Origin of the sequence: Paenibacillus sp. 2KB_22, from assembly GCF_052115745.1 — a bacterium.
GTDB lineage: Bacteria > Bacillota > Bacilli > Paenibacillales > Paenibacillaceae > Paenibacillus.
Genome location: NZ_JBFRHG010000002.1, coordinates 49,645 through 62,453, shown reverse-complemented (window position 1 = coordinate 62,453; position 12,809 = coordinate 49,645). Strand labels below are relative to the sequence as shown.

Here is a 12,809-nt window from a genome sequence, read left to right as displayed (position 1 = left end):
TCTCGTTCATCAAGATTTTGCTTTTGCATTCTCACGATCCCACCTTACTTGAATCTCCACCTTGTTCTTGCTGCCATGCTCATAGTTCAGCAGTACGGTTTTCGATTTTGAATCCCATTTCCATTCGGCAGGCACAGTCTGATGTTGATCTATACTGCAAACGGATATGGGTTCAAATGAGCAATAGAATCTGGCGGTGGCCTGCATGTTGGTCGGACCCTTGGCTACACATTGAAAACCTGTATTCGTTATCGTCAGATCTTCGATTCTGGAAGAGGCAGAGATCAGGCTCACCTTGTCTTGCTGTGGCCTTCCGGCCGTAATGTCGTATAACAGTGCTTGCTCACCAGGAGCCAACCTTACTTCTTGCCGAACATGCAGGTCAGGATCGAACAAGTCCACCACCGGACCTGGGATAACCAGTGGTTCTTCGGATATGGACTCTTCCAGGACAGAGGCTATGATGTAGGGCCCACGTTTAATTTTAAAATAATGCTTGGCTTCCCAACGAAAGTTGGAATCCTGTAGTCTCTCCCATGTTTCTTTCACAGTCTGGCGAAGTTGATCTGCACTCGCTTTACTTGACGTACATGCAGCCGGATGTACAGGAAGCCAATGCACCGCCCCTTTGCCCACAGGATGAATCCCTTCCTGTTCTACCTTAAGCCCTAGCTGTTCAAACAAGTGCTCGCGTGGTGAGGTATATATGGTATTCGTGCTTTCCCTGCGCTGGTCATCATTCCACCATGCCCGGATGTTGTGATAGGGGTCGCTGTCGTCTCCCACATAGATCAACGCACCACCGTCCTGTACCCATTGAGCCAGTGCATAATGGATATCGGAGTGCTCCGGCTTCATGTACTCATAACTCAACAGCAGGACACGATATGGAGCCAGGTAATGTGGATAGCGCCTCACATTATCAAGCTGGACGGGTCTTACAGGTATTCCGTGTTTAAGCAATGGCAGAGCAAGACCATAGAATGGAGAGAAATCCAGCAGCTCCGTGTCGCCATCCGCTTGGAATCCTTCCGGATCTGTACCGTCATATTTTCCAGCATTCGGTGCCTCCGGCTCAGGCTTCATGCGTTGAAACATGGCCGAGTCGGCGATCAATACACCAATGCGGGGAGATTCACCATCCATTTCAATCCGGTCCTGATCCATGTTGCCAAGCGTGTGCATGACATGCAGCAATGTCGTTGCATAGTCAGGTGGAATCCGCTCTTTATGCGTGCCTTCATCGGAAGGATAAGTTCCTTTGAAGATTCTTCGCGGCCAAGGCGCAACCTCGTAATGGGAAACTCCCGGATGGAGAAGTGAAGCAGCAACCGTCTTCAGGTAATTCTGTTTATAATCGGCCCATGTATAATTCGGATTGTCCTCGATAGGGTCATGCAGAAACCACATTCGTCTGTCTGTACCCCGCACAAGCTCTTGCATGACACCATATTCGAGGTAAGCGGTTTCAAATGTTCGTTCTTTCCGCACCCCTTCATACACGTTCGCTGTTCGTGAAGTCCCGGTCCAGATTTGCGCAATATATCCATCAACGGATGGAAGCTCAATCAATTGAGACTGCGGGCTGACAATTCGCCACTGCGTATAATTGATCAGGCTGTGGGTCGGAACGTAGAATCGCAAGATGCGATTGTAACGTTTCAGAGCGTAATCTTTCATCTCGGTACACAATCGGTCTATTACACGTGTGTATAAATACGCTTTCAACTTGGAAGCCCGAAACTGTGCATCGGGTGAGGAGTGAGGCGGACTCCAGGGTTCTTTGTAATACAACTGCCATTCTCTCTTAAACGATTCCGAGTACCCTCCGTTCACCCAGAATTCAGGCTCTTCCAGATGAATCGCCTCTACGCCCGCATCAACAGCTGCACGTATGCGTTCAGCGACATATTTACCAAAGGAAACCGTTGGGACCATGTAAGGAATAATAGGTTCCTTCCCATGGACAATCATCTCGCCATCGCGATCCATCTGGGCTTCATCCCAGTGGGTTTCCCCGTCTACTTCCCCGTCCAGATAGTCGTTATAGGTCCCCCATGCTACCCCTGTCATTAAATGGACCACGTACCCTTTATCCTTCCATTCCTGAATACGTTGCGGCATCGTATCGTCCATTCCATAGACCATGACAAAATCCGTTTGCAGATCATAATCAGGATGATAGGGTGCGGATTCCTGGAATCCGGTTCGTTCTTCTTTCCGATCTCTAACCACAGCTTTGACCTCCCTGCCCCTGTTGGATTGGTCTTCTGTTGTAAATATTCACCATTTCATAAAATATAATATACATTAAGAATATATTCAATATGTTTTTTTTGAGAAAAATAAAAAAGCCCTTTCCGTACATCTACGGAAAAGACTTGAATTTAAGCATTGAAATGATGATTAGGGACAGCTTCCAGTCGTTTGACGAACGACAAGTTCAGGTTCAATCAGAATTTTGCTGAAGCCCGTAATCTCGCGGCTATTCCGAATGACTTCGAGAAGCTGGTTGGCTGCGCGGATTCCCATCTCTCTCTCAAATTGTTTTACATGCGTAAAAATACTGAATTCCTCCACGATGGAAGTGGGGTCATCAAAGCTTACAATCGATACATCTTCGGGAATGCGAAGACCGGCTTGCTTAGCCATTTGATAGATCTGAACCCCCAGCCTTCCGTTAAGCGATATATAAGCAGTCACCATCTTGTTGCTGATATATCGGTACAATGGATGGGCTTCTGCATCCTTCAGAACAGACAGCGGTTTGAAATCTGTAATCATATGTGCAGGGTTAATCAATGCTTCTTTATCCTTCAGTGCTTCAATATAACCATCAATCCGCTCCTGGACCGTGACGGTTTGCAATGGAGAATCCGAGCAGATCGCTATATCACGATGTCCAAGCTCCCATAGATGTTCAACGGCCAGCCTCACGCCCAACCTTCCATCAGCCGCAATGTAATGGGTTTCGACGCCAGGCAAATATCGGTCAATCAGCAAAAAGGGGAAGCCGGATAACTTCATGCCGAGAATCTCCTCGTTATAGTTACCTTCATCCACAGGAAAGATTAACAGCCCCTCAGTTCCAAGTGCCTTTAACTCCCTGATCGCATCCTTTTCTTTCTCGATGTTGCCATGCGTCAGCATGATCATGCTGCGATAGCCTTCCTGATTGAGTGACTGCTCGATCCCTTCGATGAGTCGAATCGCAAAGTAGTCGTGAATCGTAGGCATGATCACCCCAATCATTCTTGTACTCGATCTGCCTCCCTTCACTGCCGGAGATTCAGAAAATACGGTGTCTACTGCATCTGTGCCTTCCGCGACAAAGCTTCCTTTCCCCGGGACGCGTGCAATCAATTTCTCGTTAGCCAAACCTGTCAGGGCGTTCACAACTGTAATTTTGCTAACGTTAAATTGATCCATGAGTTCCTTCTCTGTCGGTATTCGATCACCCGGCTTCATATTTTCGGAAGCAATGAATTTGCGGATGTAGTCTTGAATTTGTTGGTACAACGGTATTCGATCATTCGTACTCATGATAATCACATCACCAATTCATTCATTATATTTTTATATATAAAATATATTTTTACACATATAAGTACAATAAACAACCGTATAATGCCTGTCAATCCTTCATTCCTTGACTCACCTTCTTTTTTACAGCGATTCCCTATTGCTATGCTCCGGGATGCCGAAGGCAAAATTTTGGCTTTTGCAACACTAGCACCAGGTTATGACCACAACAGATTGATCTCTATTGATTTAATGAGACAATTAAACGAAACACCTAATGGTACGATGGATGTCTTATTTGTAAATCTAATAAAGTGGGCAAAAAAAAAAGGATACTCCTATTTCAATCTGGGAATGTCTCCATTATCCCGGGTAGGTGAAAATTCAAATGCTCATTGCGAAGAGAAATTCGTCCGTCTTGTATTTCAATATGTATCCTTTCATCACGGGGGTATTGATTGCTCTTGCATTCCGGAACAGAATGGTCTATTTTCAAACATTAATTGCATTATGTAGCGGATTGATAATCTCTTATATTTTCATCGCTCTATTCCAAACTTCTATTCAACGCCCGGAGATGCACAACCATACCGGATTAATTGCTCAATTGGTTCGATTCGTTTATACGACGGATCAACCTTATAACTGTTTTCGAAGCATTCGCGTTTTAACAAGCTACCTAATGTTAAGAGGTGGTCATGTCTTTAACCGTACTGGAAATGGGAACAAGTTCGTGTCCCTCGACTGCGGACTTGACGGAGGCAACCAGCCAGAGCTAAAACTAAAACAACCTGACGTCGGTGGAATACCGGCACCAGGTCGAAGCCTAAGGGCTTTCATAATGTCTACTGAATGGAGCCTTGACCAGTGTTCATAGGAGTCAATTTCAAACTTGTTCGGTCAGCTCTAATATTTTCTAAATTGATTGGGCGACATCCCCGTCTGTGATTTAAAAAATTTGGAAAAATTGGCCGGATATTCGAAACCAAGCTTATAAGCAATACTAAAGATCGGTTCTGAAGTACCGGATAGCAAGTTTTTGGCGTGATGGATGATCTGAAAATGAATGTGTTCTTGTGTATTTTTTCCTGTTTCTTTCTTTAACAAATCACTTAAGTAATTTGTGGAGTACCCCATTTCTTTTGCAAGCTCTTTAACGCTGGGTGTTCCGTTCTCCCCCAGTTGGTGCAAGGTAAAACTTTCTTTTAATAATTGTTCGAATCTGTCCACGACATCATGATGAATCGTTTTTCGGGTAATAAATTGTCTCCCATAGAATCGCTTGGCATAGTTAAGCAATACTTCAAGATTGGAAACAATTAAGTCCGTCGAGTATATATCTATATTCTGGCTGAACTCCTCGATGAGGATATGCACTATTTTGGTTACAATATCCTTCTCCTTTTCTGATACATGAAGGGCCTCATTCGCTGCATAAGAAAAGAAAGTATACTCATCCATTTTGCTCCCTAATGTACTTTTTCTAATCAAATCCGGATGAAAACATAGCATCCATCCTTCCGAACCTTGATCACCCGGATCGTAGTCAACCGTTAATAGCTGCTCCGGCGCCACGAAGATCATACTTCCTTCACTAAAATCATAGTAGCGACGCCCATATTTGATGTCAAAATTCTCACCGTTCTTTAATGAGATCGTATAAAATCCGTTGATAAATTGACTGTTCTGGTATGCCATCCCCGGATTAAATTGGTGTAGTTCTATACAAGTTATCAACGGATGTTTAGGTTTATCATATCCCAAAAGCTCATGTAAGGAAGAGATTGAATCAATTCGGATCATTTCGTTCATCATATCATCCTTTAGTTATTACCATTAGAATTTAATTCCCGTCATTTCCTCTGAACGTTTCCATAATTCCTTGGCCATGGTTTCATCATAGGATCGTTTGTTCGATGAGTGTGCAACGGGATACCCTCTCATATTCATCAATTTTGATGGTCCATAAAACTCTCCAGCTTTGGCATTTTCATCAAAAGCAGCTCTGAGGGTAGGTAAAACTCCCATATGCACACGCTGCGCAAGAAACCTATTCATTCCGCTCATGAAAGCTGAGTTTCTCTGTAAGTCTGTAGCTGTCCAACCCGGATGTGCAGCCGTGATTCTGGGATGATCCCCTTCTTTACTTAGCCTTCTTGCAAGCTCATAGGTGAAGTAAAGATTTGCTAATTTACTGTCCCCATAAGCTTTCTGTGTATCATATTTTCTCGCTTTCCAGTTCAAATCTTCAAAATTGAGATTTCCCATCGTATGACCCAAACTGGATAGTACGACAATTCTTGATCCTTCTGTCTTTTTTAATAGCGGCATGAGTAAGCCAGTTAACGCGAAGTGGCCTAAATGATTGGTTCCGAACTGATTCTCGAACCCGTCAACCGTTTTGGAGTAAGGAGGAAACATAATTCCTGCATTATTAATCAGTATATCCAGTCGATCATAATTCTCCATCGTTAAATTAGCAAAAGCTCTTATAGAACTTAGATTGGATAAGTCTAATTTTCTAACGTCAATATCCGCTTTTTTGAATTCCTTTTTGATTTCATTGACAACCTCTGTACCCTTACCCACATTTCGAACAGCCATGATAACCTTTGCGTTCTTACCTGCAATGATTTTTACAGCTTCTTTACCAAGACCGCTCGTTGAGCCTGTTACGATAACCACTTTTCCTTGTTGATCAGGTATTTTGGTTGCGTCCCAATGTTGTTTACTCATCCTCGTCTCCTGCCCTTCTCTTCTTTCATTTACTTATTTTCTTAAGATTAGGATACTATTGTTCAACAGCTTGGTACATATACGCATCCACTGTGGAATTATCCAAATCTCTGTACTTTGTTGCTTGGTCTCAGAAAATTCCTTAAAGGGTTTCTATACTAAAAAAGGGTCCCGACAACATAGCAGTCGGCACCTTTTTTACAACATATAATGATTCCGGAGACCCTTTTTTACGCTTTTGACACAAGCGAATTCTATTCATCAATATACAAACTTATCTGGGACTGCCCCGTTTGCTTGATACACTATACCCTAGTACAACTAAACACTCCTTTGAAGCTTGACATCAAATTCTGTCGTTGACGCAGTTACATACTCCATATAATTCACAGATCCGTTAAAGTTCAAATAAGCTTCATAACGCATGCGGATTCCAGGTAAAGTAATCAAATCCAGAACACTTTCCTTCGGTACCCACCTACATTCGCTCGTTTCATTAGAAGTCGCTAACTCTCCACCCACAGCTTTACACACGAAATCAAACATGACCTTCGTAGGCACATCAGTCACACCGTCATACCACTTATGGATTGCTGTATTCGAAACAACACTAATCAAATGGCTAACCGTGGCATCTATTCCACTTTCCTCTTTGATTTCACGAATGACGCCATCAATTAGGTTTTCTCCTACTTCAGTTATCCCACCAGGATATACCCAACCATCGTCATGAGCTTTTACTAAAAGGATATTTCCAGTTCCATCTTCTACAATTCCGCCTGCAGATACAATATGTGTCGGGAACACCATTTTACAACCTCCAAATAAGATAAAGTTGTATATTTATTCCGTGCAATTCCTACATTTTCCTGCCTTTGTGAATTTCTAAAAGATACTGCCGACATGATTGAACCACTCTGCCAGTTGGCTTAATGAGGCATCATCACTCTAATATAATTTCTTTGTTCTCTACCGTCCCTAAAGGTATATAAAAAGGATCGTCAGCATTTCTGTAACGATCCCTATTATCATCCACTAGTTGTAAACCGCAGTTACCTTGGTTTTGTTATTGAATTCTATCTGAATTTATTCTCCATCTTCACTAAACTATCCCGGTCGTTAGTTGAACTTAATAGAATACCTGTAGGGAATTTGTGATGCATGAAAGTACAATAATTCAACGGTTAATGCATTCAACGTCGATACCAATAAATATATACTAATCCCACCACGTTAAGATAATGAATCACAACGGAATCGGAGGTGTAAATGACATGAATCAAAATTTTACTTTAATAGGCAAGACAATAAAACTCTTACCCCTAGAATCTAAACATAAAGAAGATTTACTTGAAACACTAATGAATCCAAACATATGGGAATTTACTTGGAGAAAAAATGCAACATATGATGATATTAAGCATTTAATCGAACAAGCCATACAAAACCAGCTTCATGGCACCCAACTCCCTTTCGTCATCGTCGAACTCATGTCGGAAAAAATTATTGGAACCACAAGAATCGGAGATATTGATATGATCAATCAAAATGCGGAAATCGGCTGGACATGGTTAACACCAACTTACTGGCGTACAGGTGTAAATACGGAATGTAAGTTTTTACTGTTAAATTATTGCTTCGAACAATTAGAGCTAGTCCGCGTGCAATTTTCCATTAGCGGCTATAACCTAAGGTCACAGCGAGCGATAGAACGGATTGGGGCAACTAAAGAAGGCATATTTAGGAAGCATAGGCGGGATACTCAAGGTAGATTTCATGACAATGTTTTTTATAGCATTACGGATAACGACTGGCCTGAGGTAAAAAGCACTCTTGAACATATGATCCATATAAAATACTCCCCAAAAAACACAAGATAGATGTTTGTACAAAAGAAAGTAAAAGAAGCACCCTAATATTTTCCTAGCCAAATGCCATTGGTAAGCTCAATAAAAGCCCATCGTAACAAGGGCCTTTATTGAGCTATCCTGCCCGTTAGTTGAACAAAAGCAGCCGATCATAATGATCAGCTGCCTTTTTTGTTTTATTGAACTAAAGTTCCCAGTCAGTTCAATTGGTTGGAGGGTTATAAATTGAAAGATTCCAATCAATTTTTGTAAAACCAATGCTCCCAGGAACGATATAAACCATCAAAAGGATTGTTGCGTTCTTTTAGGTTGATTTTTAAAGTTTGGTCACTTGACAGTCTACCTACTAGTAGGTAGACTAATGATATGAAAAATATACCTAATACATCTGATGACATTCTGACTTGTGCTCGTTCTTTAATCATCACTGGTGGTTACAACGGTTTCAGTTATGCCAACATCGCTGATATGGTTGGGATTCGTAAAGCGAGCATCCATCATCATTTTCCAAGCAAGGTCGATCTGGTTCGCACACTGGTTGCGCGATACCGGGAAGAAGCTGAAGCAGGGCTGAAACATATAGAGCTCCATGTATCCGATGCTCTTGAACAGCTTCGGTCCTACATTGGCTATTGGGAAGCCTGCATCGCGGACGCTAGCGCTCCGATATGTGTCTGTGCGCTATTGGCAAGTCAACTGCCCGTCCTGCCCGAAGAGGTTGCGATGGAAGTTCGGGCTCATTTCAGCTACCTGTCCACATGGTTGACATCCGTACTGGATCGTGGATCGAGGCTTGGGCAACTTCAACTTAGAAATACCTCCCATGCCGAAGCCGAAGCATTCATGGCGACAGTTCACGGAGCTATGCTTTCGGCGCGTGCCTACAGCGATCCGAATATGTTCAGCTTCGTGACAGGTCCGCTCCTGGACAGACTCGCACTTCCATCGTGATTGATCCAATGGCCGAAAAATCAGCCATGATCAATATGACAAGGGTTAACCTAATTGGTTACCTTAAATCATCTAGAAAGGAGGATACATATTATTTGGGATATGCTCGCTATTGAAGAACAAAATGCGTCATATCCGCTAAGTGCAAAAAAGTCACCTAGATATGGGAAGTCCACGAAGAGGCATAATTGTGCGCCCCGACACAGGTTGCTTAAAGGGAACAAGAACAATGACCACTCCCCTTACCTTTATCAGTAATGCTATCAACGGTAGTATTGGCTCGTTTGCTTAATCTATCAAACAGAACAGAACAAAAACTAATCCCCCTTTTCTATAAGACTGGAAGGAGACTTTTATGTTTGGAATCTCATCACTCGGCTGGGTCCATACGCTCAGCAGTTTGCCCGCCATTCCGCTGGCTGCATATATGTTCGCTCGCTACGGACGGATCGTGCCTCGTTCAAAGCCTGGTGTCGTCTATTTCATTTCAATGTTGATCGGCGCTATCACGGTATTTCCTATCGCTCATCAGTCAGCAAGTTATGTCATTGGCGCGGCAACGATCCTGCTGCTGCTCACCGGATACGGTATTGGATATATTTCAAGCCCGGGGCGTTTCGGCAGGTATCTGGAAACAGTCTCTCTCAGCCTGACGGCGTTTCTGCTGATGTTGCCGGCTGTTACCGAAACCCTGACCCGTGTTCCCAATGGCAACCCCATAGTCACCAATCTGAATTCGCCAATCCTGCTTGGTTCTCAAGGTACTCTTCTCATCATTCTTATCGTTGGTTTGACAGCCCAAATCATACATTTGCGTAGGCAAAGCAAGCTTCAGTCATTCGACTCATCAACCGATATGTCTTCCTGAAGGTGTTCGCCAGCAACCCTTCGAAAAGTCGTGCCCTACTTTTTCCGGCAAATGCTCGGAGGATATTAAATTAAAAAGGAGAAGTAAAACATGTCATTAGCTCAAGCTTTAGCCACAGCAAAACAGGAATTTATAGCGCACACCCCTTTGGAAATCCAAACGAAGATGTTCCGACAGATCAAGGAGCAACAGGAGTCCGGCATAACTTACGGCCGGCAAGAGGGGCAAAGGGCCAAGGACTTCGCACTCAAAAATGCTTTGGGAGAAACGGTTAACCTTTATGATGAATTGTCCAAAGGACCTGTAGTTCTCACTTTCTACCGAGGCGGATGGTGCCCGTTCTGCAACACTCAGCTTAAGAGCTATCAGAAGCTCCTTCCGGATATTGTGGCCCTTGGGGGGCAACTGATTGCAATCAGCCCGCAAAGCCCTGACAATACGCTTTCCCATCAAGAGAAAGAGAAACTTTCCTTCCAGGTGCTTAGCGACACCAATGGTCTTGTGGCAGCCTTCTATAATATTCTTTACGACGTTCCAGACTACATCCAGAACATTATGAAACAAGCAGGTATGGACCTGGCGGAATACAACGCGATGGACCGTTGGGTTCTGCCAATCCCTTCCACCTTCATGATCGATGAATCCGGTATTATTCGTTCTGCCTATGTGAATCCTGATTTTATGCAGCGGTTCGATCCAGACGATATTCTGCAGGAGTTGAGAAAGCTTTAACCCTCTGTTATTAGGAGTCCTATGGTTACACGCTGAGCATAAGAAAGCGCTGCCGATTCTCCAGGCGTACCATCTTCTTGTGCTCGACTGCGTGTTATGGGGCCATCGCTAGTCGATGAGGCAGTTCCATATTCCCAATTTTCGTTTAACTCCATATCTTCTCCAATTAAAATACTCCTCTTTATTATTGATTTTTACATCTACGATAATTAATATAATTCTGAAATAACCGGGAATCTTGTGCCTCTTAAGTAGAATTCAAAGTTCTGATCTACAATTCCCACGACACGTTATCATGTTCATAGAGATCCACCACGAATCCAGCCATTCCTTTCACCCAGCCTGAACATCTCAAGTTTATCGGAATGGTCTTAGTGGTCAAACCCTCAATCCCTCCACCCGCATAGCGGGTGGTTTTTGTTTCGCGCGTTTCACGCACTCAACTGGCTAAAGCCATAATAAAAGCCTGCGCGGTATACACCCAGACCTTTCGCCCCAGTTCTGGGTTACCATCCGATAGGCGAACCATCGCAACGTGGGTCGGTGCCCCCGAGCAGGAAGCCATTGTCATCGATCATAATGGCATGCGCATGTCCCATGACTCTAGCAAAATCTTCAACTGTGTGTACCTCGTGTCCGGCGAGTCGTAAACGCTGCTGCACTTCTGCCTCGATTCGGCCCTCCACTCTCAATTCTTGTGTTGCATCTCCCCATGTTCTTCCCCACACCCACCGGGGTTCACACACAGCGGTCTGGGGAGTCATACCATAATCCACCATCCGGGTCAGCAGCGCGGTCTGGGTCTGGGGCTGACCTTCTCCTCCCTGGGTACCGTACAAAATATACGGCTTCCCATCACGGCAAGCCATCGCCGGCATCAGCGTATGAAAGGTTCTTTTGTCCGGTTCCAGCCTGTTCACATGCGACGGATCAAGGGAGAAGAACGAGCCTCGGTTCTGCAGCAATATACCGGTGTCTCCCCCAACCACAGCCGAGCCGAACTCAAAATAGAGACTTTGGATAAATGACACAGCATTGCCCTCGCTGTCTACTACCGCCGCATATGCCGTATCGTGGCCTACCGGCTGGGTATTCATTGGCAGAGCTCGCTCCATATCGATGCAGGCCGCCAGCTTCGCAGCATAGGATTTGGATAGCAGCCGTTCCAGTGGAATGGGAGAAAATTGTGGGTCTGTCAAATAACGATCACGGTCACGGAAGCTCAGCTTCAGCGCCTCCACGAGCAAGTGATAGTACTCATAGGAACCATGCTCTATACTCTCCAAATCAAACTGTTCAAGAATTTGAAGCGCCATTATACCGGTAAAGCCCTGTGAATTCGGCGGGACCTGATAAAGATCAAGCCCTCGGTAACTCCCTTTGATCGGCTCCACCCATTCACCTCTGTGTCTCGCAAAGTCCTCCAGTGTCAGCAGACCTCCCTGCTCCTTAAGTGAGCGAACAATCTCCTGACCAACACTGCCTGAATAAAATACATCTCGACCCTGATCCGCAACCTGGAGCAGGCTGCTTCCCAAAGCAGACTGCACAAAGCGGCTGCCTTGCTCCGGGACCTTGCCTCCAGGCAGATAGATGGCGGCAGTCTGTGGATAAGCTGCCAGCACATCGAAACGCTCAGCCGTATTGACATGCTGGTCCGGCGACAGCGGGAAGCCTTCCAGCGCATAACGGATCGCGGGCTCAAGCACTTCTGCCAGCGTCTTCGAGCCATATTCCTGTAATATGGCATCCCAGCCGTCCACCATACCCGGCACGGTAATGACGCTTCGGGGTCCCCGCTGCGGGATGGCTGATTCGCCGGCAAAGCAGGCCGCGGTAATCCGACTGCCCGAACGTCCACTCGCGTTATATGCCCTGACCTTTCTCTCTTCGGTGCTATAGGTCAGCCAGAAGGAATCGCCTCCCAGTCCCGTCATATGGGGGTATACGACGGCAAGACAGGCGCTCACTGCCACGGCGGCATCAAAAGCGTTACCTCCCATTTGCAAAATACGCGATCCTGCCGCGCTGGCCAGAGAATGAGGGCTGACTACCATCGTCTGTGTGCCTGTGACTTGTGGAACCATCTTGCCACCTTCTTTCTCTTCTATGTTCAACTGAGGGTAATTCCT

General features: G+C 44.9%; 11 protein-coding genes. 5 read left to right on the top strand and 6 right to left on the bottom strand.

The window, feature by feature from the left end:
• Nucleotides 1–9 precede the first annotated feature (9 nt).
• Together AB4111_RS11235 and AB4111_RS11230 are read right to left on the bottom strand one after the other, a co-directional pair.
• Nucleotides 10–2,235, bottom strand: a complete 2,226-nt coding sequence (locus tag AB4111_RS11235) for a hypothetical protein (protein ID WP_442031669.1) — start codon at nt 2,233–2,235, stop codon at nt 10–12.
• Nucleotides 2,236–2,406: 171 nt separating this feature from the next.
• Nucleotides 2,407–3,543 (bottom strand): GntR family transcriptional regulator, encoded by a 1,137-nt coding sequence (locus AB4111_RS11230; protein WP_442031668.1) that lies wholly within the window; start codon nt 3,541–3,543, stop codon nt 2,407–2,409.
• Nucleotides 3,544–3,627: 84 nt separating this feature from the next.
• On the opposite strand from AB4111_RS11230, the gene AB4111_RS11225 reads away from it, so the two are divergent.
• Nucleotides 3,628–4,038 (top strand): phosphatidylglycerol lysyltransferase domain-containing protein, encoded by a 411-nt coding sequence (locus AB4111_RS11225; protein WP_442032751.1) that lies wholly within the window; start codon nt 3,628–3,630, stop codon nt 4,036–4,038.
• A gap of 390 nt (nt 4,039–4,428) precedes the next feature.
• On the opposite strand, the gene AB4111_RS11220 is transcribed toward AB4111_RS11225, so the two are convergent.
• From AB4111_RS11220 to AB4111_RS11210, 3 genes are all read right to left on the bottom strand, one after another.
• Nucleotides 4,429–5,337, bottom strand: coding sequence for a helix-turn-helix domain-containing protein (locus AB4111_RS11220; RefSeq protein ID WP_442031667.1), 909 nt, complete (start codon nt 5,335–5,337; stop codon nt 4,429–4,431).
• A 21-nt stretch (nt 5,338–5,358) separates the two neighbouring features.
• Nucleotides 5,359–6,258, bottom strand: coding sequence for an oxidoreductase (locus tag AB4111_RS11215; protein WP_442031666.1), 900 nt, complete (start codon nt 6,256–6,258; stop codon nt 5,359–5,361).
• Nucleotides 6,259–6,579: 321 nt separating this feature from the next.
• Entirely contained in the window at nt 6,580–7,068 is a 489-nt protein-coding gene (locus tag AB4111_RS11210) for an NUDIX hydrolase (protein ID WP_442031665.1), read from the bottom strand.
• Between the two features lie 464 nt (nt 7,069–7,532).
• Here AB4111_RS11210 and AB4111_RS11205 point away from each other — a divergent pair, with 464 nt between their 5' ends.
• From AB4111_RS11205 to AB4111_RS11190, 4 genes are all read left to right on the top strand, one after another.
• Nucleotides 7,533–8,138 (top strand): GNAT family N-acetyltransferase, encoded by a 606-nt coding sequence (locus AB4111_RS11205; RefSeq protein ID WP_442031664.1) that lies wholly within the window; start codon nt 7,533–7,535, stop codon nt 8,136–8,138.
• 354 nt (nt 8,139–8,492) lie between these two features.
• Nucleotides 8,493–9,077: a TetR/AcrR family transcriptional regulator gene (locus AB4111_RS11200; RefSeq protein ID WP_442031663.1), complete on the top strand. Its 585-nt coding sequence runs from the start codon at nt 8,493–8,495 to the stop codon at nt 9,075–9,077.
• Nucleotides 9,078–9,432: 355 nt separating this feature from the next.
• Nucleotides 9,433–9,945: a hypothetical protein gene (locus AB4111_RS11195; RefSeq protein WP_442031662.1), complete on the top strand. Its 513-nt coding sequence runs from the start codon at nt 9,433–9,435 to the stop codon at nt 9,943–9,945.
• A 90-nt stretch (nt 9,946–10,035) separates the two neighbouring features.
• A complete protein-coding gene (locus AB4111_RS11190) occupies nt 10,036–10,677 on the top strand; it encodes a peroxiredoxin-like family protein (RefSeq protein WP_442031661.1) in 642 nt (213 codons plus the stop codon).
• 506 nt (nt 10,678–11,183) lie between these two features.
• Here AB4111_RS11190 and ggt read toward each other — a convergent pair.
• Complete coding sequence (gene ggt, locus AB4111_RS11185; protein ID WP_442032750.1) at nt 11,184–12,764, bottom strand: gamma-glutamyltransferase; 1,581 nt, start codon at nt 12,762–12,764, stop codon at nt 11,184–11,186.
• Nucleotides 12,765–12,809 lie beyond the last annotated feature (45 nt).

What these genes read in the sequence shown, in the direction of transcription:
- AB4111_RS11230 (WP_442031668.1), bottom strand. Translation starts at nt 3,543, where the DNA reads ATGAGTACGAATGATCGAATACCGTTGTACCAACAAATTCAAGACTAC.
- AB4111_RS11225 (WP_442032751.1), top strand. Translation starts at nt 3,628, where the DNA reads ATGCCTGTCAATCCTTCATTCCTTGACTCACCTTCTTTTTTACAGCGA.
- AB4111_RS11220 (WP_442031667.1), bottom strand. Translation starts at nt 5,337, where the DNA reads ATGATGAACGAAATGATCCGAATTGATTCAATCTCTTCCTTACATGAG.
- AB4111_RS11215 (WP_442031666.1), bottom strand. Translation starts at nt 6,258, where the DNA reads ATGAGTAAACAACATTGGGACGCAACCAAAATACCTGATCAACAAGGA.
- AB4111_RS11210 (WP_442031665.1), bottom strand. Translation starts at nt 7,068, where the DNA reads ATGGTGTTCCCGACACATATTGTATCTGCAGGCGGAATTGTAGAAGAT.
- AB4111_RS11205 (WP_442031664.1), top strand. Translation starts at nt 7,533, where the DNA reads ATGAATCAAAATTTTACTTTAATAGGCAAGACAATAAAACTCTTACCC.
- AB4111_RS11200 (WP_442031663.1), top strand. Translation starts at nt 8,493, where the DNA reads ATGAAAAATATACCTAATACATCTGATGACATTCTGACTTGTGCTCGT.
- AB4111_RS11195 (WP_442031662.1), top strand. Translation starts at nt 9,433, where the DNA reads ATGTTTGGAATCTCATCACTCGGCTGGGTCCATACGCTCAGCAGTTTG.
- AB4111_RS11190 (WP_442031661.1), top strand. Translation starts at nt 10,036, where the DNA reads ATGTCATTAGCTCAAGCTTTAGCCACAGCAAAACAGGAATTTATAGCG.
- ggt (WP_442032750.1), bottom strand. Translation starts at nt 12,764, where the DNA reads ATGGTTCCACAAGTCACAGGCACACAGACGATGGTAGTCAGCCCTCAT.